Genomic DNA, 25,068 nt, shown 5'->3' on the forward strand with positions numbered 1-25,068 from the left:
ACGGAGACAACATGTTCAAGCCCATCCTGATTGCCGCCGGCCTGGCGTGCGGCATGGCCGTGATGCCGATGATGCCGGCCCACGCGGCCGACGCCGATGCGAAATATCCGAGCAAGGTAATCCGCCTGGTGGTGCCATTCGCGCCGGGCGGGTCCACCGACATCGTCGCGCGGCTGATTTCAGAGCCGCTGCGCGAGGAACTGGGCCAGACCGTGATCGTCGAGAACCGGCCCGGCGCAGGCGGCAATATCGGCGGCGATATCGTGGCCAAGGCTGCGCCGGACGGCTACACGCTGCTGATGGCCGCCGCCGGGCAGATCGCCATCAACCCGAGCCTGTACGCGAAGATGAGCTACGACCCCGCGCGCGACCTGGCGGCCGTCACGATGATTGCCCGCGACCACAACATGATGGCGGTCAACGCGTCGCTGCCGGTCAGGAACGTCAAGGAGTTCGTCGCCTATGCCCGCGCGCATCCGAACCGGATCACCTTCGGGTCGCCCGGCAACGGCAGCCCTGCGCAACTGGCGGGCGAACTGCTGAACCAGACCGCCGGCCTGAAGATGCAGCATGTGCCGTACAAGGGCAGCGGCCCGGCCGTGGCCGACCTGATCGCCGGCCATATCACGCTGATGATCGACAACATGCCGGCGATCTGGCCGCACGTGCAATCGGGCAAGCTACGGGCACTGGCGGTGACCAGCGAGAAGCGCGCCTCGGGTGCGCCAGACGTGCCCACCGCCGAGGAAGCCGGGCTCAAGGGCTACATGGTGACGGCGTGGAAGGGGCTGATGGTGCCGGCCCATACGCCGCGCCCCATCGTCGATCGCCTGAACCAGGCCATGGTCAAGGTACTGGCGCGGCCCGAGATCAGCAAGCGGCTGGTCGAACAGGGTGCCGAGCCGGTAGGCAATTCGCCCGAGCAGTTCGCGCAGCAGATCCGGACCGATACCGCCTGGTGGGCGGCCTTGGTGAAATCCACCGGCACTACGCTGGACTGACGATGACGCGCGCATCCACTCACGCAACCCCGCACGCATCCGCGCAGGCATCCGGGCACGCAGGCCAGGGCCCGCTGGCCGGCATCCGCATCCTCGACATGGCCACGGTGCTGGCCGCGCCGTTTTCCAGCGCGCTGTGCGCCGACATGGGCGCCGAGGTGGTCAAGCTGGAACTGCCCGACGGCAGCGATCCGCTGCGCGGCCTGGCGCCGGTCAAGGGCGATCTGGCGCTGTACTGGAAGGTCACGAACCGGGGCAAGCGCGGCATCACGCTCGACGTGCGCAAGCCGGCCGGCCGTGCACTGTTCCTGAAGCTGCTGCCCGACTTCGACGTGCTGGTCGAGAACTTCCGCACCGGCACGCTCGACCGCTGGGGCCTGGATCTGGCCACGCTGCATCGCGCCAATCCCCGGCTGACGGTGCTGCGCCTGACCGGCTTCGGCCAGACCGGCCCCTACGCGCAGCGCGCCGGGTTTGCGCGGATCTTCGAGGCGATGAGCGGATTCACGAACCTGACCGGCGAAGCCGGCGGCGCGCCGCTGCACATGAACTATCCGATGGGCGACATGGTGGCCGGCCTGTTTGGCGCGTTTGCCATCGCCAGCGCCATGGCCGAGCGCCGCCGCGCGGGCAACGAGACCATGCCGGGCCAGGAGATCGACCTGGCGGCCACCGAGGCGCTGTTCCGCGTGCTGGAACCGCTGGCCGTCGAATACGAGCAACTGGGCCAGGTGCGCGAGCGTGCCGGCAACCGGGCCACGTACACGGCGCCGTCGAACATGTACGCGACGGCTGACGGCCAGTGGGTGTCGCTGGTGGCCTCGTCGGGACCGATCTTCCGGCGGCTGTGCCAGGCCATCGGCCAGCCGGCCATGGCCGACGATGCGCGCTTTGCCACCAATCCGTCGCGGGTGCGGCATCTGGACGCCCTGGACGCGGCCATCAAGGACTGGTTCGCGGCGCATGCCTACGCGGCCGTGGCACAGGCGCTAGCCGCGCACGAGATTCCGTTCAGCAAGATCTTCTCGATTGCCGATATCGTCGACGATCCGCACTTCCAGGCGCGCCAGGCCATCGTGCGGCTGCCCGATCCGGATCTGGGCACGATTCCGGCGCCCTGCGTGGTGCCAAGGTTTTCCCGGCATGCGCCGGCCCCGGCGCGCAGCGGGCCGGGCGTGGGCGAACACAATGCCGAGGTGTATGGCGGGCTGGGGCTGACCGCCGACGATATCGACGGGCTGAAGCGCGACGGGGCGGTCTGAGGGAGGCTGCGGGGGGGGGTGGGGAAGCGCGGCGGTCAGGCGTCGATCACCCGCCGCGCGAACCGTTCCAGATAGTCCATCAGCAGGTCGGCGCCGCGCGCGGCTTCGGCCTCGTTGCCGCTGGCGATGGCGCTGGCCATCGCCTGGTGCGCCTGGGCGCCCTCGGCAATCTCGCCTTCGTGCTGGTAGGCGTACCAGAAGCGGCGGCACTGCACGATCAGCGGGATCACGGCCTTCACGGCCGACCGGTTGCGGCAGGCGGCATGGTTGACGTGGTCCAGCGCCTGGTCGGCGGCCATGTATTCGTCCAGGTTGCCGCGCTGGGCCGCCTTGACCATCTTCTGGGCGCTGGCCATCAGCGCCTTGCGCTGGGCGTCGGTGGCGCGCCGCGCGGCGCTGGCGGCGATCAGCCGTTCCAGCACGCGGCGGGTGGCAATCACGTCCAGGTGGTCCATCACGTCGATGGTCGACACCATCAGCCCGCGCCGCGGCTGCTGCACGATCAGGCCCATCGACACCATGCGCATCAGCGCCTCGCGCACCGGCGTGCGCCCCAGTTCGGTCATCTCGGCCAGTTCGGCCTCCACCACGGGGCTGCCGGGCGCAATCTCCAGCTTCGAGATCATGGTCTCGATCCGGTCATAGGCGATATCGGCGGCGCGGCGCTTGCCGGTTTCCGGCGCGTGTGCGGTCGTACCCAGGGAACTGGAAGCGTTAGGCATCTCGAACGAAGGAGCGGGGCCCGCCAGCCGGCGGGCTGGCGGTGGCCGTCATTATGCCGCAGGCGGACGGTGCGTCAGAGCGTGGCGCCGATCTTGCGCAGCTCGGGGATGGCCGGGGCCTTGGCCACCCAGAGTTCGTCGAACTTCTTCACGACCGGCTGCGGGTCGTAGCTCGATGCGCTCTTGAAGGCCACCGACGACCGCTTGAGCTTGTCCACCAGGCCGGCTTCGGTGGTCACGATGTCATTGATCTGCGCCGTCAGCGCCTGGTTGACCAGTTGCCGCACCAGGTCGCGGTCCCTGGCATCGAGCCCGGCCCAGATGCGGCCCGACACCAGCGGCGCGAACGGCATGAACAGCGCGTTCATCGGCAGCAGCGCCTTCGAGATCTTGTCGTACCGCTGGTTCCAGGACAGTTCGATGTCGGCTTCCAGCCCGTCCACCTGGCCGTTGGTCATGGCGTCGAACACGGCCGGGGTGGGGATGGGCGTGGGGGCGGCGCCCAGCATCGAGTAGAAGTCGCGGTAGACCGGCGTGGGGTTGATCCGCAGCTTCATGCCCTTGAGGTCGTCGGGCGAGCCGATGTCCCTGGTGGCGAACACCACGCGCATGCCCGTGATGCCCCAGCCCAGGCCGATGGTGCCGGTCTCGCGCGGCAGCGCATCGAGCAGCTTCAGCGCGGCCGGCGTGCGCACCAGCCTGGCCACGCTGGCCGTGGAGCGCACCAGGTAGGGCGCGTTGATGGCGGCCACGCTCGATACGCGCGAGCCCAGTTCGGCGGCCTGGATCCAGCCCATGTCGAGCGCGCCCGACTGCAACTGCTGCATCATGGCCGATTCGTTGCCAAGCTGGCCCGAGTGGAACACCGTGACGCTGAGCCGGCCGTCGGTTTCCTTCTTCAGCAATTCGCCAAACGCCACGGCGGCGCGGTTCCAGGAATGCCCGGCCGGCGTGATCAGGCCCAGGCGGAATTCCTTCGTGGTAGCGGCGCGCGTGGTGGACGTGATCACCAGCGGCGCGGCGGCGGTGGCCAGCGCGGTGGTCTTCAGAAAGCGGCGTCGGGTGAAGTGGGACATGGCAGGCTCCTGTACGTTTCGGGGGATGTCGAGGGGGGAGAGGGAAGGGGAAGCGGCTACTTCAGCAGTCCGATGGACAGGCTGGGGAACAGCGACAGCAGCACCAGTCCAACGCAGCTGATCAGGAAGAAGGGCAGGGTGACCATGAACATCTTGCCGGGCTTGGCGCCGGTGACGGCAGACGCCACGAAGAAGCTGAGCCCCACGGGCGGGGACATCAGCCCCAGCACCAGGTTGATCACGATGACCACGCCAAAGTGGCGCGGGTCGATGTGATAGACCTCGGTGGCCACGGGCAGCAGGATCGGCACGGTCATGATCAGGCCCGGAATGCCGTCGATGACCGTGCCGATGATCAGCAGGATGACGTTGGCCAGCAGCAGGAACGCGATCGGGCTGTGCGCCACGGTCTGGATCCAGGTGGCGACCATCTGCGGGATCTTCCCGTAGATCAGCAGCCATGAGAACACGGCCGCCGCCGCCACCAGGAACAGCACGATGGCCGAGTAGATGGCCGAGCGCAGCAGGATGGCCGGCAGCGTGCGCATGTCGAATTCCTTCGTCACATAGCGCCCCACCAGCGCCGCGGCCAGCGCGCCCACGGCGGCGGCCTCGGTGGGATTGGCCAGGCCGGCCAGGATCGAGCCGACGATGACGATCGGGATCAGCAGCGTGGGGCTGGCCTGCAGCACGGTCGTCGCCCGCTCGCGCAGCGTCTGGCGGGCGCTGCGCGGGTAGTTGTAGAACATCCCCATGATGGCGATGATCACGAAGAACAGCAGTGTCAGCAGCACGCCGGGCAGGATGCCGGCGATCAGCATGTCGCCCACCGCCACCTGGGCCAGCACGCTGTAGACCACGAACATCACCGACGGCGGAATGATGGGGCCGAGCATGCCGCCGTAGACGGTCAGACCCGCCGCGAAGGTCTTGTCGTAGCCCTGCTTTTCCATCTCGGGCACCATGACCTGCGCCATGATGGCCACCTGCGCGGTGGCCGAGCCGATGATCGACGACACCAGCATGTTGGCCAGGATGTTCACGTAGGCCAGGCCGCCCTTGACCGAGCCGACGAAGGCCATCGACAGGTCCACCAGCCGGCGCGTGATGCCGCCGCTGTTCATGATCTCGCCGATCAGGATGAACAGCGGGATGGCGATCAGGCCGTAGCTGTCCACGCCGGCGAACATCTGCGTGGGAAACGACTGCAGCAGCACGGTGTCGCCGGTGCTGAAGATAAAGGCCAGCCCGGACAGGCACAGGCAGATGCCGATGGGCACGCCGGCCAGCATCACGGCGCAGAAGAAGAAGGTGGTGGTCATGGCTTCAGTTCACCGATTCGGCATCGCCGACGTAGAACTCGGGGTACGCCCGGCGCGGCGCCAGGTCCAGGTCTTCGAGCAGGTTGGCCAGCGCATGCAGGCTCAGCGTGCAGGCGAACAGCGGCATGATCAACTGCAGCGCCCACATCGGCCATTCCAGTGTCTGTGTGTGCTCGGTGTAGAGGAAGTTGAACGACTGGGCCGCGTATTCCTTTGCGTCGAAGTGGAAATTGGCGATGCCGACCGGGTCCATCCACAGCCAGCACATGGCGATCATGGCCAGGCCGAACACCAGCACGCCGCCCGTGGCGATGACCTTGGCGGCCCTTTGCAGCCGGGGCGGCAGTTGCTCGGTCAGCAGCCCCACCGCGAAATCCAGGCGCAGGCGCGTCATGACCGATGCGCCGACGAAGGTCAGCCACACCACGGAATAGACCGACGCCTCGTCCACCCAGTACAGCGGCAGGCCGGCGTAGCGCGTGGCCACGTTCAGCAGGATCAGCAGCACCAGCAGCGTCATCAGCCCGCCAAGCGCCAGGCGCTCCACGGCCAGCACGGCGTCGGAGGCGCGCAGCACCCAGCGCACCGGGCGGGCCACGGGCGGGCTGGCGGGCGCTGCGTCCGCCGTGATCGAGGAGAGGTCGGGCATGGCTGTCAAGCTCCTGTGCGTGGATATCGGACGGGCCGGGTCGTGCAAGTTGGATGCCAGTCGGCGCGCTGGAGGGCGCCGGCCGGCATCGCGCGCGTCAGGCCACCGACTGGTACTGGGCCGGCCGCGTGGCCAGCGCCTGGCGCACGACCTTTTCGACGAAGGCGCGTTCCTCGCCGATCAGCGGCAGACGCGGGCGGCGCATGTGTTCGGTGCCCACGCCCACGATGGCGTCGATCAGCTTCAGGTTCTGCACGAGCTTGTTCGACACGTCGAGATGGAGCATCGGCGTCATCCAGCGGTAGAGCTTCAGTGCCTCGGCGAAATTGCCGGCGCGCATGAGGTCGAACAGCGCCACGGTCTCGCGGGGGAAGGCACAGCCCACGCCGGCCAGCAGGCCGTCGCAGCCGAGCGCCAGCCCTTCGTAGGCCAGGTCGTCCACGCCCATGAAGATCTGGTAGCGGTCGCCCACGGTGTTGCGCAGGTCGGTCACGCGGCGGATGTCGCCGGTGCTTTCCTTGACGGCCGCGATCCACTTGCAGTCGGCCAGCTCGGCCATGTGCTCGGGCTTGAGATCGACCCGGTAGGCCACCGGGTTGTTGTAGACCATCACCGGCTTCTGGGCCGCCTCGGCCATGGCGCGCACGTTCTGCATGGCCTCGCGGGCGTCGGCCACGTAGATCACCGACGGCATGACCATGAAGCCGGCCACGCCGAGCTTGTTGGCGCCGTCGATGTAGCGCAGCGCGTCGCGCGTGCTGGTTTCGGACACATTGGCCAGCACGGGAATGCGGCCGTCGGCGGCCTCCAGCGCAATGCGCGCCACGTCGAGCTTTTCTTCCAGCGACAGCGTGCTGGCCTCGCCGAGCGATCCGCACGTGACCAGGCCGTGGATGCCGTTGCGGATCTGGAAGTCGATATGGCGGATGGTGCCTTCGGCATCGATGCGCTCGTCGGCGTGGAACTTGGTCGTGATGGCCGGGAAGATGCCGGTCCAGCGCGGATTGCTCATGAGGAACTCCTCGGTCGGGAAGGTGAGGCTGCGCACCCGGCGGTCTGTCGGCCGCCCCGGTGCGCCGCGTGAAAATATCTTCTAAATATATTAAGGATATCTTTGCGAAATAATCCAGCACGATCCATGCCAGTGGAAACCCGAATAGGCGGCGGGCCGGAAAAGGGCGTCAGGCGGCGGATTGGCGGGGGGCACGCCGGGTCAGGCGCGGGTCAGGGCGGGCAGGGCTGGGGTCTGGAAGGGGCTCGATGGGACATCGCGGGGCACGCATGCACGCCGTCATGCACCGCAGGCGGGGGCGTGCACCGAGACGGCTCGCGTGGGCGGGCATCGGTTGGATCAGGCACGGCGACGTCGCGGGGGCCGTTCAACAGGCAAGTCATCCCCCGGGGCCGGTCTTGCCGCCCCAGGGCCTGCGGCTTTTTTGTAGCGACTTAATTCAGTTCGTCATCCTTGTAGTACTTGGTGCCTTTGGCAGTCAGTTCCAGCGCCAGGCCCTTGTCCGTGATCTGGTAGAGCCAGATTCCCGGCCCGACGGCCAGTGCGCCCTGGTAGGAAGAGCCGCTGTCGCCGGCCTTGGCCGCGGCGGTCGATTGTCCGCCGAAGGTCCAGCCTGACTGGATGAAGTCGTTCAGCGCGGATTCCTTCTCGAACACCCAGACCAGCTGGAACTTCTTGACCCCGATGCCAAGGCCCGCCTGCAGCTCGACCATCTTCATGTAGGTCATGGCCTTGGTCTTGTTATTGACCGCGATGCCTTCACCCGTGCCGCTGCCGGCCAGCAGGATCTTCATGCCGAAATTGCTGAAAGCCGCATACCCGGCCGCCGAAGCCACGGCGCTGCGGGCCGATGGCTGCGCCTTGTAGAGCGCATCCAGCGCCTTCTGCGCAGCCGTGCGCACCTCGGCCTGCTTTTCGGATTTGCTTGCGCCCAGTGCGATCGCCGGGACTGCGATCAGGGTGGGGAGTGCCAGGATGGCGATTCGTCGATGCATTGCTGCCCCCTTTCTTCGTAACGGGGCGCCAGGCCCCTTGCTTTTGCAGCGCCGGCCAGTGTGCAACACGCCGGTTGCCTCGTTCGATCGCCGGTTCACCGTACTGTCGTGCGCCCAGGGGGCAGCTCTTTCTTGTGAAACGCGGGAACGTATCCCAGACTAGACGATGGAAGGCAGTGCGGCAATCTGGCCCGGATGCGGCCAGCTTTCGGCCTGCTCCGAACCCGTGACAGTCGGTTCCGCGTTCGCCGGGGCAGCCATGAAATCTGCCGCTATGGTTTGTGCGTCGATGGCGTTGCTGGCGTTGGCGGCTTGTGCCGCGCCGGAGCGCCAGCAAGCCGTGGGCGACTTCCGCTCGCGGGCCGTCACGCGTGCCGACGGCGGCGTCAGCGTGGCCGTCTCGGTCCTGTCGGCGCGCGAGAGCGCGGACGTCTATGGCGTGCCGTTGGCCCACAAGGCCACGCAGCCGGTCTGGGTGCAGGTTCGCAATGACGACGACCGGCCGTACTACCTGCTGTTCCCCGGGCTCGATCCCAACTTTGTCCCGGCCTCCGAGGCCGCCGACGCGTTCGCCGAGAACGAGCCCGCCGATGTGAAACGCCAGCTGCACGATCGCTTTGCGGCGCTGGCCTTCCGCAATCCGGTGCCGCCCGGCCAGACCGTATCGGGCATGGTGCTGACCAGCCTGGAGGAAGGCGTCAAGCTGGTGCAGATCGACCTGGCTGCCGATGGCCGCACGCGCACGTTCTCGGTCTTCACCGTGGTGCCCGGCTTCCGGGGCGACTATCACGCCAGCAAGGTCTTCACGCGCGAGATCTATCCGCCCGAGGCCATCCGTGACTTCGACGACGATGCCGCATTCCGGGCCGCCCTGGAGTCGCTGCCATGCTGCGCCACCAATGGCGACGGCTCGCGCAACGGCGATCCGTTGAACCTGATCATCGTGGGCGGCCTCGATGACGCCTTCCCGGCCCTGGTACGGCGCGGCTGGCGTCCGACCGAGACGAAATGGTCGGGGGCCATCATGCGCGTGGTGACATCGGCGCTGTCGGGCGATCGCTACCTGAACGCGCCGGTCAGCGATCTCTACCTGTTCGGCCGTCCGCAGGACCTGGCGCTGCAGAAGGCCCGCGATTCGGTTCACCAGCGCAACCACCTGCGGCTCTGGCTCAGCCCCATGCGCTATCAGGGCAAGCCGGTATGGGTGGGCCAGATCAGCCGCGATATCGGCAGCCGCATGACGATCCATTCCCCAACGCTGACGACCCACAAGATCGACCCCGATGTCGACGAGGCGCGCACGGCGCTGGCCGAAGACATGGCGTACTCCCAGAGCCTGGCCGTGGTCGGGTACGTGGGCGGCGTCGGTCCGGCGCCGCAGCGGGCGCCGCGCCAGAACCTGACCACCGACCCGTATTACACGGACGGCGACCGCCTGGTCATGGTGTTCTACCAGCGCCCCGTGTCGCTGTCGGCGATCCGCCGCTTCAGTTGGCATGACGAAAACGGGCCGGACGGGCGCCGTGCCACGGGTGTCGGGGTGGGGCGATGATGGCCGCTCCGGGTGTCCGGCATCGGGCGGCTGCCCTGGCGCTGATGGCCTGCCTGGCGTTACTGCTGGCGGGATGCACCACCTGGCAACGGCCCGCCCCGGACGGCGACGCGCCGCTGCGAGCCCGGGCGGTCAGTGTCACGAAGGAAAGCATCACGCTGCGCGCCGTCGTATTGGGCAAGATGGAAAGCCACCGCCTGCTGGGTGCGAATATCGGTGCATTGGGGGTGCAGCCGGTCTGGATCGAGGTGCGCAACGACACCCCGCAGTCGCTGGCGCTGCTGCGTACCGGCACCGATCCCGACTACTTCTCGCCGCTCGAAGTCGCGTGGTCGCTGCACGGGTGGTTCAGCGGCAGCCGGAATGCCGAGATCGACGACTGGTTCAACCAGGCGGGATTCCACAATCCCGTGCCGCCCGGTGAAACCCGCTCGGGCATCGTGTTCACCAACGCCGCGCGCGGCACCAAGCTGCTCAATGTGGATCTGCTCGGCAATCAGCACCTGGTGGTCTTCACGCTGTTCCTCAGGGTGCCCGATGACGCCGATGACCCGAATTTCTCGCGGTCGCTGTTCACGTACCCCGATCCGCAGGTGACTGACTATCAGGACATGGCGACGCTGCGTGCCGCGCTGGAACGCCTGCCATGCTGCGCCACCGACGCCAGCGGCCAGCACGGCGGCGATCCGCTGAACGGGGTGGCCATCGGCGGGCTGGAGGATTTCGGGGCGGCCATGGTGCGCCGGAACTACCGCCGCAACCACCAGCCGCTCGACGACACGCAGTATGTGTTCGGCCGCGTCCCGGACGCCGTCCTGCGCAAGCAGGGGCCTGCCGGGTCGGTGTCACCAAATTGGATGCGTGCCTGGCTGGCGCCGTTTCGCTATCGGGGGCAATCGGTCTACGTCTTGCAGATTGGCCGGCCAGCCGGTGGCCGTCTCGGCGCTGCGCCGGCGCAGTCCATGTTGCACGAAGACGCGGACGAGGCCCGGAACATGGTGGTTCAGGACTGCATCTACTCCGAAGGCCTGGAGAAGCTCGGTTTTGTGACCGGGGTGGGGCCGGTCATCCGGCAGCAGGAGCGCAGCAGCCTGAACGGGGCGCGGTACTTTACCGACGGTCTGCGCGCGGTCATGTTCTTCGTGACCCGGCCGCTCAGCATTGCGGATCTTGAGATCCTGGACTGGGTGCCCCTGGGCCAGCCCGCGAAGACCGACGCCACCGAAAAGGATCAGCATGCCGCCGAGGACACCGCGCAGGCGCGCTAGGCTGCCGCGGGGCGGGGCACTGGCCTGTGCCTGCCTGATGCTGGCCGGCTGCGCATCGAAGCCACTGGTTCCGTATTCCGCGGACACGCCGCCGCTGGCGCTGGTGCCGGCCGCCAGTGCGGGGGTGCGCGACGCACGCGGGCGCTTCCGGGAGATCTATTGCGCCGTCCTGAATGCGCGCCAGCAGGACCTGCCTGACCACCGGCCTTGCGAAGACGCGCTGACGCGGGTCGGGACCGAGCCGGCCGGCACCGGCAAGCCGGTCGATCTGGGTCCGTCGCGGCGGCATCTGGTGGCGATGATCGTGCCCGGCATCGGCTACGAGTGCTTCGAGCCGTGGCTCGATCCGCCCGGCACGGTGGCCACCCATGTGCGGCAGTTTGGCTACGATGCCGTGCTGCTGCGGGTGGATGCCCTGTCCGGCTCGGCGCACAACGCGCGCCAGGTGCGCGATGCCGTCCTGGCGCTGCCAGCGGGCCCCGACGGGCCCTATGTCGTGCTGATCGGCTATTCCAAGGGCGCTCCCGACATCCTGGAGGCCGTGGCCGGGTATCCGGAAATCGGCAGCCGTGTGGTGGCAGTCGTCAGCGCGGCCGGTGCCGTGGGTGGCTCGCCGCTGGCCAACGACGCCGAGCAGTACCAGGCCAACCTGCTGCAGCACTTCCCCGGGTCGAAGTGCGAGGCCGGCGATGGCCGGGGCGTGGAAAGCCTGCGGCCGGCGGTTCGCAAGGCGTGGCTGGCTGGCCACACGCTGCCCGGCTGGCCGCGCTATTACTCGCTGGTGACGTTCCCGGCCCCGGATCGCATTTCGTCGATCCTTGAATCGAGCTACGAAAAGCTGGCGCGCATCGACGGCCGCAACGACAGCCAGGTGATCTTCTACGACCAGATCGTGCCGGGCAGTGCGCTGGTGGGGTACGTCAACGCCGACCATTGGGCGCTGGCCGTGCCGGTCGCGCGCTCGCGCCCGACCATCGGCGCCATGTTCGTGACCCGCAACGCCTATCCGCGCGAAGCCCTCACGGAAGCGTTGCTGCGGTTCATCGAGGAGGATCTGGCGAGCGGGGCCTCCAGGTGACCACGTCCAAAAAAAATGCCGCGCCCAGGGCGGCGCGGCCGTCAAGCACCCGCAACCGGGATGTGTCCGGGCGCGTCGCCAATCTAGCGGATCGAACGTGCGACCGATTATGTCCGTATAGATATCTTTATGGACATGCAAAATCGGCTCAGGTCCGGTATCTTTGTCGCGGCAGAGGGGATAGCTCACACCGTGATGTGAGCCATGTCACAGATCAGGAGATCGCGATGGTACGCAATGCCTTACGCGACGCGGCGATGCTGGAGCAGTACGTCAAGTATCTGCAGACCCGGGTCGCCAAGCAGCAGGCTGTTGTCGCGCAGCTTAGGGAATGCGGGCTGGACCCGCACGAAGATCAGGTCGTCCTGGAGAATCTGGAGGGCGCCGCCGAGGCATTGGCGCGCCAGCTCGCCCAGCTCAGGGCCCGGCCAAGGCCGGCGCTTGCGCTGGTCTGAGTCACGCAAGGTGCGACTGGCGATGCGCCGCGGCGCCGGCCGCTATGGCGCCGGGGCCATCGCCGTCTCGATGGCATCCATCAGTTCCTGAAGCCGCAGCGGCTTGCCGCACACCGCGTCGAAGCCCGATTCGATGGCGGCGCGGCGGTCCTGCTGGCGCGTGAACGCGGTCAGGGCGACGGCGGGCACGCGCTGCAGCGCCTCCACGGCCTCGCGTACGCGGATCTCGCGGATCAGGTCATTGCCGTCGCGGCCGGGCAGGCCGATATCGCTGATGACCAGATCCGGCGTGACGCGCGCCACTTCGTCCAGTGCCTCTTCGCAATCGCGCGCCGTACGCACCCGGGCGCCGTACTCCGTCAGGATCGCGGACAGCGCCGCCGCCGCGTCGGCATCATCCTCCACCACGAGCACGTCCAGCGCCGTCAGCGGCACCGATTGCTGCAGCGCCGGCACCGCTTCGGTGGCGGCGGGCACTTCCGGCGCGCCGGCATCGGCGAGCGGAATGATCACCTCGAAGGTGGCGCCCAGTCCCGCCCCGGCGCTGAACGCCCGCACCGTGCCGCCATGCATTTCAGACAGGTGCTTGACGATGGCCAGGCCCAGGCCCAGTCCGCCGTGCTTGCGGCGGTTGGTGTCCTCGCTCTGGGTGAAACGGTCGAACAGCAGCGGCAGGAAGTCGGCCGGGATGCCGCGGCCGTTGTCGATCACGCGCACGTGCAGGTAGTCGGTGTCGGACGACACGTCGATCCGCACCGTGCCGTCCTCGGGCGAGAACTTGATCGCGTTGGACACCAGGTTCCACAGGATCTGCTGGAAGCGGGCCGCGTCCAGCCAGGCCGACTCCGCCGTGGCCGGCGCCAGATGCAATTCCAGCTTGATCTGCCGTTCGGCAGCCTGCGCCTGCATGGTGTCCAGCGCGCCGCGCACCACCTCGGCCACGTTGGCGCGCTCGCGTTCGAGCTTCATCTTGCCGACATTGAGCATCGACACGTCTACCAGGTCGGCCACCAGCCGGCGCTGGATGGCCACGTTGCGCTCCACGGCGGCCAGTCCGCGCCGGCCTTCCTCGGTATCGATATGGCGCGCCAGCACGTGGGTCCACACCGAAATCACGTTGAGCGGGTTGCGCAACTCGTGCGACAGGATGGCGATGAAGTCGTCCTTCATGCGGTTCAGCCGCTCCACGGCGGCCCGCGCGGCCTGCTCGCGCTCGATCAGCTGCTCGCGCTGTCGTTCCAGGTTGATGTGGTCGGTGATGTTCGACACCACGGCCACCTTGACCCCCGTTTCCAGCACGGGCGAGATGCTCCACTCCAGGTGCATGGTCTCGCCGAGCGCGTCCTCCAGCGGGAACGTGCCCTGCCAGCCGTCCACCCGCGCGTGGCCGGTGGCCTCGGCAATCTTGTCGCGGTACGCCGCCGGGGCGAAGGCCGCCACGGGCTGGCCCACCAGTTCGGCGTCGGTGCGCTTGAGCATCGTCAGCATGGCCGGGTTCACGTCGACAAAGCGGCCGGCCAGGTCCAGCGTGCAGATGCCGCCGATGGCCTGGTGATAGATCGCGCGGAAGCGTGCCTCGCTCTCGCGCATCGACCGCTCGGCGGCGCTGGCACGCAGCAGCGACGCAATGGTGGCCACCAGCACGCCAGGCTCGGCCGGGTGGACCAGGTAGGCGCTGGCACCGGCATCGAGGCCGCGCACCTTGTCGTAGTCGGCCACGTAGGTGGCGGACAGGTGCACCACGGGCACGGTCGCGGTCTGGGGCCGGTCGCGCAGCATGCGGCAGACCTGGAAGCCGTCGATATCGGGCAGGTTGACGTCCAGCACCACGGCCGACACGCTGGTGTCGGCCAGTTGTAGCGCTTCCTGCCCGCTTTCGGCTTCGATCGTCCGGTAGCCTGCCGCGGTCAGCACGCGTACCGTGGCGTAGCGCGTCACCGGGTTGTCGTCGACCACCAGCACCAGCGAGTCCGAAGCGCCGGGCAGGCGTGCATTGCGGGTTTCATCCGGCATGGTCGTCTCCGGAGCCGGTGGCCGGGGCTGCAGGGGCTGCCGGTGGACTGGCATTGGGCGCGGTGGCCGGGCTGGGGTAGGTCGTGGGCAGCGTCACGTAGAACCGCGAACCGACGCCGACCTCGCTCTCGAAGCCCACGTAGCCGCCCAGCAGTTCGGCCAGCCGCTTCGAGAGCGCCAGGCCCAGGCCGGAGCCCCGATAGCGGCGTTGCAGCGGCGAATCGATCTGCACGAAATCCTGGAACACCTCGCCGTGCGATGCGGGCGGGATGCCGATGCCGGTATCGCGCACCGAAAACGTGATCGTGTCCGGCGTGTCGCAGGTGGCCGACACGCGCACCTCGCCGCTGGGCGTGAACTTCAGCGCGTTCGAGATGTAGTTGCGCAGGATCTGCGACACCTTGCGGTTGTCGCTGAACAGCTTCGAGACACCGTGCGGTTCCTCGAAGATCAGCGACACGTCGGGGTTGGTCAGCACGGGCTTGAACATGCCGCGCAGGGCGTCGAACAGCGCCACCATGTCGAACCAGGCGGGCGACACCTCGACACGGCCGGCTTCCAGCCGCGCCAGATCCAGCAGGTCATTGACCATCTCCGAAAACTCCGCGGCCGTGTCGCGCACGAAGCCGACCTGCTTTTCCTGCTCGGGCGTGAGCGGGCCGTCCACGCGGTCCATCAGCAGCCGCGTGATGCTCTGGATGGCCACGATGGGCGTCCGGAACTCGTGGCTCATGTAGGCCAGGAAGCGGCTCTTGAGCTCGGTGGCGTGGCGCAGCTGTTCGGCCTGGATGTCCAGTTCGGAATAGAGCGCCACCACGCCGCGGTTGGTTTCCTCGATTTCGGCGCGCAAGGCTTCCACTTCCTGCGTGCGGGCTTGCAGCGCGGCGCGCAACGTGGCCACGTCGTCGGGTGCATCGAAGGTGGCGGTGGGGGATGGCTCGGATGGATTGGGCATGGCGTCGTCCGGGATCGCGTCCGGGGCAGTCATCTCAAAACTCCGCGCGGCGGATCACCACCACGGTGGCGTCGTCCCGCCCGCGGGCGAATTTCCAGAGTACGAAGGCGGCCACGATGGCCGGGTCGCGCTGCAGCACGGTGGCGTCGTCGAGCTGCCAGCGCGACTGGATGCCGTCGGAATGCAGGATCACCAGCGCATGGGCAGGCCAGTCCAGTTCCTGTTCCTGCACCGAGCGCATCTGGATGCCGGCCGTGCCGTTCTGGCTGACCAGCGTGCGGTCGGCGATGCCGGAAATCACGCGGCCCAGGATGTTGCCCGCCCCGGCAAAGCGGATGCGCTGGGTGCCGCCGTCGATGCGGTAGGCCCCGATGGCGGCGCCGCGCGTGCCGCGCAGCGCGGCATGGGCGCGCTCGATGTATTGCCCCGGGCTGCCGCCGCGCTGCGGGTCGAACACCGTCAGCGCCGCCGTGGCGGCGGCGGCGGCATCGGGCCCGTGGCCCAGCCCGTCCACCAGCACCACGTCGGCACGATGATCGTGTACGGCCACGCCCCAGCCATCGCCGCTGACCTGCTCGCCGGGGGCGGCCAGGCAGATCGCGCCCACGGCGAAGCCACCGTTCAGCCGGCGGGGATTGCCGGTCGCGTCGCGGTCGCGATAGAAGCGCGCCAGGATCAGGCTGCCCGCGCCGGGCTGGGTATGCACATCGAAATCGTCGGCCAGCCGGCTGACAGCGCCCAGGCCCTGGCCGGCGCTGCCGGCCGTGGAGTAGCCGTCGTGCATGCAGGCCTGCAGGTTGGCCATGCCGGGGCCGTCGTCGATCGACATCAGTTCGATGGCCAGGCTGCCGTCCACTTCGCACGCGGCCAGCAACAGCCGGCCACCCTGCGCGTGGCGCACAAGGTTGTTGCCCAGCTCGTTGACGGCCACCGCCAGGCGGCCGCACTGGATGGCGTCGAACCCCAGCCGTGCGGACATCTCGGCGACGTGGCGCCGGGCTTCGCCCACGCGGCTGGGGTCGCTCATCGGCACCGCGTGATGCGGGCCGTGGCCCTTACTTCCACCGAGTGATGCTGACACAGGTTCCCTCGCCAACTTGCGTGCGGATTTCGAACTCGTTCACCAGCCGGCGCGTGCCCGACAGGCCCATGCCCAGGCCGCTGCCGGTGGTCCAGCCGTCGACCAGCGCCTGCTCGACATCGGGAATGCCGGGCCCGTGGTCCTCGAAGTGCAGGCGCAGCCCGCGCCGGATGCCTTCGGCCAGGATTTCCCAGCGCATCTCGCCGCCGCCGCCGTACACCATCGTGTTGCGTGCCAGCTCGCTGGCCGCCGTAATCATCTTAGTCTGCTCCACCAGCGAAAACTTCAGCTGGGCCGTCAGTGTGCGCACCACGGCGCGTGCGTGCACGATGTCGCGCTCGTCGCGGATCGGGGCGCTGCCCGCCTGGGCAAGTTCGGTCGTCACGTCAGAGCACCCGGGCGGCGTCGAGCATCGCCATGCCGCGTTCCACGTTGAGCGCGGTCTTCACCCCGCCCAGCGACAGCCCCAGTTCCACCAGCGTGATGGCCACGGCCGGGCGGATACCCACCACCACGGTCATGGCGCCCAGGATGCGGCTGATGTCGGAGATGCTGACCAGCATGCGGCCGATGAAGGAATCGACCATTTCCAGCGCCGACACATCGATCAGCACGCCGTGCGCGCCGGTTTTCTCGACCATCGTGGCCAGGTCTTCCTGCAGCAGCAGGGCGGTCTGGTCCTGCATGTCGATCTGGATGGTGACGAGCAGGTGCTTGCCCATCCGCAGGATTGGAATTCGTTCCATGGCTGGCTCGCGGTTCAGTTGGCGTCGCGGGTCACCGTGTGCCCCGTCATGCGCATGGCCGTGGCCAGCGCGTCGGCCAGCGTCGACTTGGTGATGATGCCCTGCAGGTCGATACCCAGATGCACGATGGTCTGCGCAATCTGCGGCCGGATGCCGCTGATGATGCTTTCGGCGCCCATCAGGCGGATGGCGGTCACGGTCTTCATCAGGTGCTGCGCGACCAGCGTATCCACGGTGGGCACCCCGGTAATGTCGATGATGGCCAGTGGGGAGCCGGTTTCCACCAGCCGTTCGAGCAGCGATTCCATGACCATCTGCGCGCGGCTGCTGTCCAGCGTGCCGATCACGGGCACGGCCAGCACGCCGTCCCACAGCTTGATGACCGGCGTGGACAGCTCCATCAGTTCGTGCTGCTGGCGCACGATGATGTCCTCGCGCGTCTTCTGGTACGCGGAAACGGTCCACTGCGCCATGCGGTCGACGATGGCCGAGGTGGTCCAGATCACTTCGATTTGACCGTCCACGCCGCCGGTCTGGCGCTGCAGCGCATCGAAGATCGGGCGTTTCAGCGCCAGCACGAAGCCGCTGGTCACGTCGGCCGTCTCGCCCTGGGCGGCGCGGTTGCGGGACAGGTGCGTCAGGGCGTCGCGCAACGTGCCCCACGGGCCGTTATTGAAGTTGCTGGCGTCGCCGTCGGCGCGCAGGCCCGCTTCCAGGCCTTGCAGGATGGCCGTCTGTTCGGCCGCCACGTTCTGCGTCAGGCCGCGGCCCTCGGCATAGTTATGGTATTCCGCCGTCCAGCCGCGCAGGATGTCTTCGTGTTCGGTGCGCAGGAAGTCGGCAAGTCGCAGGTTTTGGGTCCGCATGGCGTGGCTATGATGGGGTTGGGGAGGCCCGGCCGCAAGGCTGTGGCGGCGGAATGGTGATCCCAACCCATTCTAGGAGAGATTGATAGCTCACACTATCGGCGTCCGGCTGATTGACGGCACAACCGAAATCGGCGTTACCGGCAGCGGTGCGGCGCAGACGCCTTATCGGTAACATGGTCGCCGCCCTTGTGAGAATGCGCCGACACGGGAACGGGACCGCCCCGGCTGACGGCGCCGCACGCCCCTGTCTAGTCTGTAGCATCGGACAAAGGAGGGGTGACTGTGGACTGGCTTGACGCGCTGCAATGGCCCGCCATGGCTGTGACCGTGCTGGCCACCTGGCTGGTGGGCAGCGAATCGGCACGCCGCCGCAAGGCGGGGTTCTGGGGCTTCCTGGTCAGCAACGCGATGTGGGTCGGCTGGGGATGGCATACGGGCGCCTGGGCGCTGGTGTTGCTGCAGTTCGCGCTGGCCGTGCTCAATATCCGCGGCCAGGCCAAGGCCGACCGCGCCCAGCATGCCGGCAAGTCCGGCCAGGAAGGCGCCCCCGGCTGAATCCGGATGGATATCGGGATGGACAGGACATCGGACCTGATCGTGGCAACGCCGCAGGGGCTGTACTGCCCGGCCGGCGACTTCCATATCGACCCCTGGCGGCCGGTGGCGCGGGCCGTCATTACCCACGCCCATGCGGACCATGCCCGCCCCGGCAATGGCCATTACCTGTGCGCCGAACCGGGCCGGGGCGTGCTGCTGGCACGCCTGCCGGGGATATCGCTCGATACGCTGCCATACGGCCAGCGCATCACGCACCACGGCGTGACGCTGAGCCTGCATCCGGCCGGGCACGTGCTGGGGTCGGCCCAGGTGCGGCTGGAACACGGCGGCCAGGTCTGGGTGGCCTCGGGCGACTACAAGGTGGAGCCCGAAGGCACCTGCGCGCCATTTGAGCCGGTGCGCTGTGACACGTTCATCACCGAAAGCACGTTTGGCCTGCCGATCTACCGCTGGCCGCGCGAGGCCGCGCTGATGGCCGAGATCTTCGGCTGGTGGCAGGACAACGCGGCGGCGGGCCGGGCCAGCGTGCTGTACTGCTACGCATTCGGCAAGGCCCAGCGCATCCTGAACGGGCTGATGCGCCATGCCGGCGCGGCGCTGGCGATGCCGGGCCCGATTGTCGTCCATGGCGCGATGGCCGCGCTGAATCACGCTTACGCAGCAGCCGGCGTGGCCTTGCCGCCGACCATGGCCACTGCGGATCTGCCCGCGCGCAGCCCGGCTCTGCGCCGGGCGCTGGTGCTGGCGCCCCCACCGGCGCAGCGATCCACCTGGCTGCGGCGCTTTGGCGAGGCGTCCGACGCCTTTGCCAGCGGCTGGATGCAATTGCGCGGCACGCGCCGGCGGCGCGGCGTGGACCGCGGCTTTGCGCTGTCCGACCACGCGGACTGGCCAGGACTGCTGTCGGCCATTGCCGCCACGGGCGCCGCGCGCGTGATCGTCACCCATGGCAACGTGCCCGTGATGGTGCGCTACCTGTGCGAGCAGGGCCTTGACGCGCAGGGCTTCCGCACCGAGTTCGGCGATGACGACGATGCCACGGGCGCCGCCGCCGAGCCGGCTTCCGACGCCGCGACAGCGGACGCACTGGCCGGGGAGGGCGCCGCATGAAGGCGTTTGCCGACCTCTACAGCGAACTCGACGGCACCACGTCGAGCAAGGCCAAGCTCGCGGCGCTGGCGCGCTACTTCGGCAACGCCGCCCCGGCCGACGCCGCCTGGGCGGTCTACTTCCTGTCGGGCGGCAAGCCGCGCCAGATCGTGCCGGTGGCCGCACTGCGCGCGCTGGCGCAGCGGGCGGCCGGGCTGCCCGAATGGCTGTTCGAGGAAAGCTATCAGGCCGTGGGCGACCTGGCCGAGACCATCGCCTTGCTGCTGCCCGATGCCGATCACGTCGACACGGCCGGGCTGGCCGAATGGGTCGAGCAACGCGTGCTGCCGCTGCGCGAGCTGGCGCGCAGCCAGCCGCCCGAGGTGCTCAACGATGCGCTGGACGCGCTGTGGCGGCCGCTCGATGCGCGCGGCCGGCTGGTGCTGTTCAAGCTCATCACGGGCAGCTTCCGCGTGGGGGTGTCGAAGCTGCTGGTCACCCGGGCGCTGGGCGAGGTGGCCGGTATCGATCCGAAACGCGTGGCCGAGCGCCTGGTCGGCTACACCGACATCCGCACGCTGCCCACGCCAGCGCGGTTCCTGGCCCTGATCGAGCCGGCGCGGGCCGAAGGCGAAGCGGGCGGCGGCAGCCCGGTGCGCGGCGGTCAGCCGTACCCGTTTTTTCTGGCCCATCCGCTACAGGCGCCGGTCGAGGAATTCGACGCCTTGCTCGGCGCCCCGTCGCGCTGGCAGGTGGAATGGAAGTGGGACGGCATTCGCGCCCAGCTGGTGCGCCGCGCGGGCCAGACGTGGCTGTGGTCGCGCGGCGAAGAGCTGATCACCGAGCGGTTTCCGGAGCTGACCGACGCGGCGCAGCGGCTGCCGGACGGCACGGTGCTCGACGGCGAGATCATCGTCTGGATCGATGGCCGCGTGCAGCCGTTCGCGTTGCTGCAGCAGCGCATCGGCCGCAAGACCGTGGGCGCGAAACTGCTGCGCGACGCGCCGGCCATCCTGATGGCGTATGACCTGCTGGAATGGCAGGGGCAGGACTGGCGCGCCCGGCCGCAGGCCGAACGCCGCGCCCAACTGGCCCGCGTGGTGGCCGACCACATCCACCCGGCGCTGGAACTGAGCCCGCTGGTCGAGGCCGACGACTGGCCGCACTTTGCCCGGCTGCGCGACACATCGCGCGCCCTGGGCGTGGAGGGCTTCATGCTCAAGGGGGCAGACGCCGCCTACGGGGCCGGACGCACACGCGACGTGGGCCTCTGGTGGAAGTGGAAGATCGACCCCTACACCGTGGACGCCGTGCTGGTCTACGCGCAGCGCGGCCATGGGCGCCGCGCCAGCCTCTATACCGATTTCACGTTCGCGGTCTGGAACGCGCCGCCCGGCACGCCCGACCGCGCGCTGGTGCCGTTCGCCAAGGCCTATTCGGGGCTGACCGATGCCGAAATGCGCGCCGTGGACGCCATCGTGCGGCGCACCACCGTGGAACAGTTCGGCCCGGTGCGCAGTGTCACGCCGAGCCAGGTGTTCGAACTGGGCTTCGAGGGCATCGGGCGCAGCGGCCGCCACAAGAGCGGCATCGCGGTGCGTTTTCCGCGCATGCTGCGCTGGCGCACCGACAAGCCGGTGGAAGAAGCCGACACGCTCCAGACGCTGGAAGCGATGCTGCCGGCGGCCGTGGCGAAGGACGCCGCATGAGCGCCGACGACGCCCCGTTCGTCCAGGCCCCGCCGGTGGCGCAATCGCTGCCGGCGCTGTTCGCGGCACGGCACTGGCAGCCGTTCGATTTCCAGCGCGCCGTCTGGCAGGCCATCGGCGAAGGCAAGAGCGGGCTGCTGCACGCCACCACGGGCACCGGCAAGACCTATGCGGCGTGGCTGGGCGCGTTGCTGGCCTACGCGGTGCCGCCGGCGCGGGCGGGCGCGCTGCCGCCGCCGCTCACCGTGCTGTGGCTGACGCCGATGCGGGCGCTGGCCGCCGATACCACGCGGGCGCTGCAGGCCCCGCTGGCGGAGCTGGGGCTGGACTGGACTGTGGCGCTGCGCACTGGCGACACCGGCAGCAGCGAACGCGCGGCCCAGGCCAGGCGCCTGCCGACTGCGCTGGTCACCACGCCCGAAAGCCTGTCGCTGCTGCTGACCCGGGCCGATGCCCGCGATGCGCTGGGCCGCGTGCGGCTGGTGGTGGTCGACGAATGGCACGAGCTGATCGGCAGCAAGCGCGGCGTGCAGGTGCAACTGGCGCTGGCACGGCTGCATGGATGGCAGCCGGATCTGTGCGTCTGGGGCCTGTCGGCCACGCTGGGCAACCTCGACCATGCGCGCGACGTGCTGCTGGCCGGTGTCCCCGGGCGCCGCCGCGTACTGGTGCACGGCCATACGCCGAAGACGCTGATCGTGGATACGCTGCTGCCCGATGCCGCCGGGCGATTCCCGTGGGCCGGCCATCTGGGCCTGTCGATGCTGCCGCATGTGCTGCGCGAACTGGAGTCCAGCAGCACGTCGCTGGTCTTCCTGAATACGCGCTCGCAGGCCGAAATCTGGTATCAGGCCATGCTCGATGCGCGGCCGGACTGGGCCGGGCAGATCGCGCTGCATCACGGCTCGCTGGACCGTGCCGTGCGCGAATGGGTGGAAGTGAACCTCAAGAATGGCGCGCTGCGTGCCGTGGTCTGCACGTCAAGCCTGGACCTTGGCGTGGATTTCCTGCCTGTCGAACGCGTGCTGCAGATCGGCTCGCCCAAGGGCGTGGCGCGGCTACTGCAGCGGGCCGGGCGGTCGGGGCATGCGCCGGGGCGCGCATCGCGCGTGACCGTGGTGCCCGCGCATAGCCTGGAACTGGTGGAATCGGTGGCGGCGCGCCTGGCGATCCAGGCCGGCCGCATCGAGGCCCGCGAATCGCCCGACAAGCCGCTCGACGTGCTGGCGCAGCATCTGGTGACCGTGGCGCTGGGCGGCGGCTTCCGGGCCGACGCGCTGCTGGCCGAGGTGCGCCAGACGTGGGCCTATCGCAACCTGACCGACGACGAATGGCGCTGGTGCCTGGAGTTCGTGCGGCAGGGCGGCCCCACGCTGACCGCGTATCCGGACTACCGGCGGGCCATGCCGGACGATGCGGGCGTCTGGCGCGTGCCCGATGCCCGGCTGGCGCGGCGGCATCGCATGAGCGTGGGGACCATCGTCAGCGACGCATCGATGCAGGTCCGCTTCTGGACGCGCGCGGGTAGCGGCGGGGCATCGCTGGGCACCGTGGAGGAGGGGTTTATCGCGCGCCTGGCACCGGGCGACTGCTTCCTGTTCGGCGGCCGGCTGCTGGAACTGGTGCGCGTGCAGGAGATGACGGCCTACGTGCGGCGCGCCACGGGCAAGCGGCCGTCGGTGCCGCGCTGGAACGGCGGCAAGATGCCGCTGTCGACGGAACTGGCCGACGCGGTGGTGACCACGCTCGACGCCGTGCAGGCCGGCCGGCTGGACCCGGCCACCACACCCGAACTGCCGCTGATCACGCCGATCGTGGCGTTGCAGGCGCGCTGGTCGGCGCTGCCGACGCCACAGACGCTGCTGGCCGAAAGCCTGCATTCGCGCGAAGGCTGGCACCTGTTCCTGTATCCGTTCGCGGGGCGCTCGGTGCATCTGGGGCTGGGCAGCCTGCTGGCGTGGCGGCTGGGCCAGAAGGTGCCCGCCACGTTCTCGGTGGCGGTGAACGACTACGGGCTGGAACTGCTGGCGTCGGCGCCGGTGGACTGGGCGCACTGGCTGCCACGGGTGCTGGCCGAAGAGCGCCAGCGCGACCTGGCTGCCGACGTGCTGGGGAGCCTCAACGCCGGCGAACTGTCGCTGCGGCGCTTTCGCGAGATCGCGCGCGTGGCCGGCCTGATCTTCCAGGGCTATCCCGGCGCGCATCACAGCGCGCGGCAGCTGCAGGCATCGTCGAGCCTGTTCTACGAGGTGTTTCGCAAGCACGACCCGGGCAACCTGCTGCTGGGCCAGGCCGAGCGCGAGGTGCTGATGCAGGAATTGGACGCCCACCGGCTGGCCGACACGCTGCAGCGCATGGCGACGCGGCGGCTCGACCTGCGCGTGCTGCAGCGGCCATCGCCGCTGGCCTTCCCCTTGATCGTGGAGTTCCTGCGCGAAAAGCTCAGCACCGAGAAGCTGGCCGACCGCATCGCGCGAATGCTGGCCGAACTGGAGCAGGCGGCCGCGCAGCCAGAGGACGAACCCGGCAAGGGCCATGCCTACCGCGGACCGATGCACGACAACCCGCCCGCCGTGGACGCCGGGCGCGTGGCCGAACTGGCGCGCTTCGGCATGGCTGACCACGCAGGGCCGGCCGGCCCGCGCAAGCCCCGGCGGCCACGCAAGCCGTCGAAGCCGCTGCCGCTGTTATGAACCTGGCTGCCCTGACACCGGAGGAGGCCGGGGCCCAGGCCGTGACGCTGGCCGGGGAGACCGTCTGGCTGCTGCCCGAGCACGCGGTCTGGTGGCCATCGGCGTCCATGCTGATGGTGGCGGATGTCCATATCGGCAAGGCGGCCGCGTTCCGCGCGCTGGGCCAGCCTGTGCCCCATGGCACCACGGCCGACAACCTGGCCCGGCTGCTGAGCCTGGCGCGGCGCTATCCGGCGCGGGAGCTGGCGTTCCTGGGCGATTTCCTGCACGCGCGGGCCGCGCGCACGGCGGCGGTGCTGGTGGCGCTGCACGATTGGCGGCGCGCCATGCCGTCGCGCGTGCGCTGCACGCTCGTGCGGGGCAATCACGACACGCACGCGGGCGATCCGCCAGCCGAGCTGGGCTTTGCCGTGGCGACGGAACCGCTGGTGGCGCCGCCATTCGCGCTGTGCCACGAACCGGGCGCGCGTGCCGAAGGCTACGCGCTGGCCGGGCACCTGCATCCAGCCTGCGTGTTGCGCGGCACGGGCGCCGACGCGCTGCGGCTGCCGTGCTTCGTGGTGGGAGAGCGGGGGATGATCTTGCCGGCGTTCGGCGCGTTTACCGGCCACGCCACGGTGCGGGCGGGGCAGGGCGAGCGGCTCTATCCGGTGGGCGACGGGCGGGTGTGGGCGCTGCCCGGCGGATGACGCCTCGTGCCGGATGCGCCGTGCCCTCTCCCCCGGCCCCTCTCCCGCCGGGCGGGAGAGGGGAGCAAACCGTTGGAGACTGCCATGCCTGCTGGTTGTCTCCCCTCTCCCATGTATGGGAGAGGGGCGGGGGGAGAGGCAAGCAGCTCAACCCGCGACTGCCTCGAATTGAACCGCCTCGCGCGGTCCCCGCTCCCGCCGTGCGGGAGCGGGGAGCAAACCGTTGGAGACTGCCATGCCTGCTGGTTGTCTCCCCTCTCCCATGTATGGGAGA

General features: G+C 69.1%; 23 protein-coding genes. 11 read left to right on the forward strand and 12 right to left on the reverse strand.

Annotated elements, in window-relative coordinates; all coding sequences use genetic code 11:
- Positions 1–11 precede the first annotated feature (11 nt).
- Both AC3FJ6_RS17150 and AC3FJ6_RS17155 read left to right on the forward strand, forming a co-directional pair.
- On the forward strand, positions 12–1,001 hold the full coding sequence (locus AC3FJ6_RS17150; protein ID WP_488772967.1) for a Bug family tripartite tricarboxylate transporter substrate binding protein: 990 nt from the start codon (positions 12–14) through the stop codon (positions 999–1,001).
- Between the two features lie 98 nt (positions 1,002–1,099).
- Positions 1,100–2,263, forward strand: a complete 1,164-nt coding sequence (locus tag AC3FJ6_RS17155) for a CaiB/BaiF CoA transferase family protein (protein WP_488773160.1) — start codon at positions 1,100–1,102, stop codon at positions 2,261–2,263.
- A 35-nt stretch (positions 2,264–2,298) separates the two neighbouring features.
- On the opposite strand, the gene AC3FJ6_RS17160 is transcribed toward AC3FJ6_RS17155, so the two are convergent.
- The 6 genes from AC3FJ6_RS17160 to AC3FJ6_RS17185 all read right to left on the reverse strand — a co-directional run bounded on the left by AC3FJ6_RS17160 (position 2,299) and on the right by AC3FJ6_RS17185 (position 8,039).
- Positions 2,299–2,985, reverse strand: a complete 687-nt coding sequence (locus tag AC3FJ6_RS17160; RefSeq protein ID WP_488772968.1) for a GntR family transcriptional regulator — start codon at positions 2,983–2,985, stop codon at positions 2,299–2,301.
- A 74-nt stretch (positions 2,986–3,059) separates the two neighbouring features.
- On the reverse strand, positions 3,060–4,061 hold the full coding sequence (locus tag AC3FJ6_RS17165; RefSeq protein WP_488772969.1) for a TRAP transporter substrate-binding protein: 1,002 nt from the start codon (positions 4,059–4,061) through the stop codon (positions 3,060–3,062).
- Positions 4,062–4,117: 56 nt separating this feature from the next.
- On the reverse strand, positions 4,118–5,383 hold the full coding sequence (locus AC3FJ6_RS17170) for a TRAP transporter large permease (RefSeq protein ID WP_488772970.1): 1,266 nt from the start codon (positions 5,381–5,383) through the stop codon (positions 4,118–4,120).
- Positions 5,384–5,387: 4 nt separating this feature from the next.
- Positions 5,388–6,032, reverse strand: coding sequence for a TRAP transporter small permease (locus tag AC3FJ6_RS17175; protein ID WP_488772971.1), 645 nt, complete (start codon positions 6,030–6,032; stop codon positions 5,388–5,390).
- Positions 6,033–6,129: 97 nt separating this feature from the next.
- On the reverse strand, positions 6,130–7,044 hold the full coding sequence (locus tag AC3FJ6_RS17180; RefSeq protein ID WP_488772972.1) for a dihydrodipicolinate synthase family protein: 915 nt from the start codon (positions 7,042–7,044) through the stop codon (positions 6,130–6,132).
- Between the two features lie 434 nt (positions 7,045–7,478).
- The gene (locus AC3FJ6_RS17185) at positions 7,479–8,039 is read right to left on the reverse strand and encodes a lipid-binding SYLF domain-containing protein (RefSeq protein WP_153948238.1); all 561 of its coding nucleotides are present in this window, start codon (positions 8,037–8,039) and stop codon (positions 7,479–7,481) included.
- Between the two features lie 259 nt (positions 8,040–8,298).
- Here AC3FJ6_RS17185 and AC3FJ6_RS17190 point away from each other — a divergent pair, with 259 nt between their 5' ends.
- From AC3FJ6_RS17190 to AC3FJ6_RS17205, 4 genes are all read left to right on the forward strand, one after another.
- Positions 8,299–9,591, forward strand: coding sequence for an LssY C-terminal domain-containing protein (locus AC3FJ6_RS17190; RefSeq protein ID WP_488772973.1), 1,293 nt, complete (start codon positions 8,299–8,301; stop codon positions 9,589–9,591).
- Positions 9,588–10,859: an LssY C-terminal domain-containing protein gene (locus tag AC3FJ6_RS17195; protein WP_488772974.1), complete on the forward strand. Its 1,272-nt coding sequence runs from the start codon at positions 9,588–9,590 to the stop codon at positions 10,857–10,859. The genes AC3FJ6_RS17190 and AC3FJ6_RS17195 overlap by 4 nt, the downstream gene beginning before the upstream one ends.
- Before the next feature lie 37 nt (positions 10,860–10,896).
- Positions 10,897–11,937 carry a lipase family protein gene (locus AC3FJ6_RS17200; RefSeq protein ID WP_488772975.1) on the forward strand — a complete coding sequence of 347 codons (1,041 nt, stop codon included), beginning with the start codon at positions 10,897–10,899 and terminating at the stop codon, positions 11,935–11,937.
- 227 nt (positions 11,938–12,164) lie between these two features.
- Positions 12,165–12,392 carry a hypothetical protein gene (locus tag AC3FJ6_RS17205; RefSeq protein ID WP_488772976.1) on the forward strand — a complete coding sequence of 76 codons (228 nt, stop codon included), beginning with the start codon at positions 12,165–12,167 and terminating at the stop codon, positions 12,390–12,392.
- Positions 12,393–12,434: 42 nt separating this feature from the next.
- On the opposite strand, the gene AC3FJ6_RS17210 is transcribed toward AC3FJ6_RS17205, so the two are convergent.
- From AC3FJ6_RS17210 to AC3FJ6_RS17235, 6 genes are read right to left on the reverse strand one after another with little or no spacing between them, the layout of a single operon-like run.
- Positions 12,435–14,405, reverse strand: a complete 1,971-nt coding sequence (locus tag AC3FJ6_RS17210) for a hybrid sensor histidine kinase/response regulator (RefSeq protein WP_488772977.1) — start codon at positions 14,403–14,405, stop codon at positions 12,435–12,437.
- Positions 14,395–15,360: a sensor histidine kinase gene (locus AC3FJ6_RS17215; protein ID WP_488773161.1), complete on the reverse strand. Its 966-nt coding sequence runs from the start codon at positions 15,358–15,360 to the stop codon at positions 14,395–14,397. Before AC3FJ6_RS17215 ends, AC3FJ6_RS17210 begins: the two co-directional genes overlap by 11 nt.
- Before the next feature lie 34 nt (positions 15,361–15,394).
- Positions 15,395–16,387 carry an ATP-binding protein gene (locus AC3FJ6_RS17220; RefSeq protein WP_488772978.1) on the reverse strand — a complete coding sequence of 331 codons (993 nt, stop codon included), beginning with the start codon at positions 16,385–16,387 and terminating at the stop codon, positions 15,395–15,397.
- Between the two features lie 28 nt (positions 16,388–16,415).
- Complete coding sequence (locus AC3FJ6_RS17225) at positions 16,416–16,826, reverse strand: anti-sigma regulatory factor (protein ID WP_249640873.1); 411 nt, start codon at positions 16,824–16,826, stop codon at positions 16,416–16,418.
- 1 nt (position 16,827) lies between these two features.
- A complete protein-coding gene (locus AC3FJ6_RS17230) occupies positions 16,828–17,187 on the reverse strand; it encodes an STAS domain-containing protein (RefSeq protein WP_153948243.1) in 360 nt (119 codons plus the stop codon).
- A 14-nt stretch (positions 17,188–17,201) separates the two neighbouring features.
- Positions 17,202–18,053, reverse strand: a complete 852-nt coding sequence (locus tag AC3FJ6_RS17235; protein WP_488772979.1) for an STAS domain-containing protein — start codon at positions 18,051–18,053, stop codon at positions 17,202–17,204.
- 285 nt (positions 18,054–18,338) lie between these two features.
- Here AC3FJ6_RS17235 and AC3FJ6_RS17240 point away from each other — a divergent pair, with 285 nt between their 5' ends.
- From AC3FJ6_RS17240 to pdeM, 5 genes are read left to right on the forward strand one after another with little or no spacing between them, the layout of a single operon-like run.
- A complete protein-coding gene (locus AC3FJ6_RS17240) occupies positions 18,339–18,611 on the forward strand; it encodes a hypothetical protein (protein WP_488772980.1) in 273 nt (90 codons plus the stop codon).
- Positions 18,612–18,629: 18 nt separating this feature from the next.
- Complete coding sequence (locus AC3FJ6_RS17245) at positions 18,630–19,724, forward strand: ligase-associated DNA damage response exonuclease (protein ID WP_488772981.1); 1,095 nt, start codon at positions 18,630–18,632, stop codon at positions 19,722–19,724.
- Positions 19,721–21,412 (forward strand): ATP-dependent DNA ligase, encoded by a 1,692-nt coding sequence (locus AC3FJ6_RS17250; protein ID WP_488772982.1) that lies wholly within the window; start codon positions 19,721–19,723, stop codon positions 21,410–21,412. Before AC3FJ6_RS17245 ends, AC3FJ6_RS17250 begins: the two co-directional genes overlap by 4 nt.
- Complete coding sequence (locus tag AC3FJ6_RS17255; protein WP_488772983.1) at positions 21,409–24,105, forward strand: ligase-associated DNA damage response DEXH box helicase; 2,697 nt, start codon at positions 21,409–21,411, stop codon at positions 24,103–24,105. Before AC3FJ6_RS17250 ends, AC3FJ6_RS17255 begins: the two co-directional genes overlap by 4 nt.
- Entirely contained in the window at positions 24,102–24,794 is a 693-nt protein-coding gene (gene pdeM, locus AC3FJ6_RS17260) for a ligase-associated DNA damage response endonuclease PdeM (protein WP_488772984.1), read from the forward strand. Before AC3FJ6_RS17255 ends, pdeM begins: the two co-directional genes overlap by 4 nt.
- The last annotated feature ends 274 nt before the right edge of the window (positions 24,795–25,068 follow it).

It is taken from the genome of Cupriavidus sp. 94F1, from assembly GCF_057798875.1.